Below are 218 nucleotides of genomic sequence, written 5' to 3'. Positions count from 1 at the left end.
ATTACTTGTTTAGGAACAGGCAAGATGCCTGTTCCACAAGAAAATTCATCTTTTGTGGAACGGGCATCTTGCCCGTTCTTGACAAGCTTTCCGGCCTGTTCCACAAAAATGTTGAGTTATTGTGGAACCAACAGGCAAGATGCCTGTTCCACAAAAATGTTGAGTTATTGTGGAACCAACAGGCAAGATGCCTGTTCCACAAAAATGTTGAGTTATTG

The 218-nt window shown here is 42.2% G+C and carries 1 protein-coding gene; it reads left to right on the top strand.

Features of this window, described 5'->3' with window-relative positions; genetic code table 11:
- Positions 1–24: 24 nt before the first annotated feature.
- Positions 25–218 (top strand): hypothetical protein (locus tag QUB35_RS33925; RefSeq protein ID WP_333146621.1); only part of this gene is annotated, 194 nt, incomplete at its 3' end.

The sequence above is a fragment of the Microcoleus sp. B13-B6 genome, assembly GCF_036705405.1.
In the GTDB taxonomy this organism is placed as follows: domain Bacteria; phylum Cyanobacteriota; class Cyanobacteriia; order Cyanobacteriales; family Microcoleaceae; genus Microcoleus.
This window is presented reverse-complemented; position numbering and strand designations above follow the sequence as displayed.